Below are 1,877 nucleotides of genomic sequence, written 5' to 3'. Positions count from 1 at the left end.
TAGTCTTTGAAGCAATCAGTGAATTCGAACCGATGGAGTTCGAATCAGTAGCTTCGGTTCGGAGTTGACCGGTTGAATCTCCTATTCATAGTTACTCGTGCTTAGTCCAATAAGGACGAGTACTTTTACAATCACCACCGCCCTCTGGCACAGCACACCAGATGCTCCAACCCAGAACCCGGGTTGCTCGTCCTGAAAGTGGGGATCGATCCAGCGAGCGCAATGGAGGCGCGTAGCGTGGTACGCATCGAAGCGGTCGTCGAGGACTTCTTGACGGACAAGGGGAAAGGTCAGCGCGGCGAGAGCGGGAACTACCGTCAGGACGCAGGCCGAGAGCTCGGTCGATTCGTCGATTTCCTCGCGGATCACGAAGACACTGTGACGACGTTCGAGGAACTGAACGCGGGCCACCTCCGCGAGTACGCGCGCTACCTCGCTCGGCAGGGCTGGACTTCGGGCACAGTACGCACGTACTACGCGTACGTCTCGGCGTTCTGTGGCTGGGCTGTCCGTGAAGGACATCTCGCCGAGAACGTCGCTCAGCGTCGCAACGCGACCGAACCCATCCCCGACGACGGAGGCCACAAGAACGGCGATCAGCAGGCGTGGTCCGCTGAGGATCGCCAACAGCTTACTGCGTTCGCCGATGAGCAGGCCCACACTGCAATCGATGAGATCGGTGAGGATCGAGAAGCAGCGATCAAGGCCTGCCGCGACCGCGCTCTGGTGTACCTTCTCTCGTATTCCGGAGTGCGGGGCGCGGAGGTCCTCCGTGATCGGAGCGACGAGCGACGCCAAGGACTTCGCTGGGAGGATGTCGACCTCGAGGATCGCTACGCGACGGTGTTCGCAAAAAAGCAGCGCCTCGACGATCGGGGGCTCCCCGAACCAGTACTCCACCCACTACAGATGTACGAGAAGGTCCTCGACGCACCGAGCGAGACCTGGCCGGTGTTCCCCTCGTTTCATCGGCCAACTCTCTCGGAGCGGTTGACCGATGGGCTGACCGCGCGCGGATACACTGAAACCGAGATTGAAGAGATGCACGCGGACCGCTCGCAGATCGAGGCCTGTCTCGAAGTCGATATCGTACCACCCTCAATGACAACCGATGCGGGACGACACGTGCTCAAGCGATTGTGTGATGAGGCAGGTATCGAACTCGGCGACGATCACGACTATCTGATGCCCCACGGCGCTCGACGCGGTGCTGGTGAAGTCCTCGTCCGTACGTCCGGGCACGCGGCCGCCGCCCGCGCGCTCGATAACTCCGAGGAAGTCGTGCGCGAGCACTACTCACATATCGAGGCTGGCGACCTTGCTGATCAGATGACCACCGCGTTCGAAGAGGCGGATCAGCAGGGTGGGTCCAGTCGCAAACAGTACTGACAGTTACCTCGCACTCATACTCTACCAAACAGCCACCTGCTGTCAATCAGTAGCTGGATCGGTCATCTCTGAGCTGGGATCTCTATCGGCGGATGACGGGGAATATCGAAGACATGCTTGAGCGCAATCACGCTAACGACTGGGAGACAACAAACACTACTGAGAGATCATATGGGGCCCGGCCGCACCAGTCGGTGCAGCGTCGGCTTTGAACAGCACACGTTGGAGGTCGCCGTGTGAAAGAAGGAGCGAAACAGCGGTGAAGCGGATATTGACTGGCGATTCACGACTGACAATGCTCGGATCAAATTGAAACGTCTGTACCCTTCAATTGACGATTGACAGAGCACTAGACAGTGCCGACAATCGAGATGAATTCGATGCTTGACAACAATGATGAGACTACCCGCCTCGCTCTTGTGTAGATTAGCGGAATACGTTGACGGCGACGCAATCGACAAGGCTGTGGATGGGTGCTTGAACAAGAT

1 protein-coding gene is annotated in these 1,877 nt (G+C 58.3%); it reads left to right on the top strand.

Annotation, left to right across the window (positions count from 1 at the left end; genetic code table 11):
• Positions 1–237: 237 nt before the first annotated feature.
• Positions 238–1,389: a phage integrase SAM-like domain-containing protein gene (locus PHA81_RS20750; RefSeq protein ID WP_273838782.1), complete on the top strand. Its 1,152-nt coding sequence runs from the start codon at positions 238–240 to the stop codon at positions 1,387–1,389.
• Positions 1,390–1,877: the final 488 nt, after the last annotated feature.

The organism is Halococcus sp. PRR34, assembly GCF_028617175.1.
In the GTDB taxonomy this organism is placed as follows: Archaea; Halobacteriota; Halobacteria; order Halobacteriales; family Halococcaceae; genus Halococcus; species Halococcus salifodinae.
The sequence above is the reverse complement of the archived record's forward strand: the minus strand, read 5'-3'. Positions and strand labels throughout refer to the sequence as shown.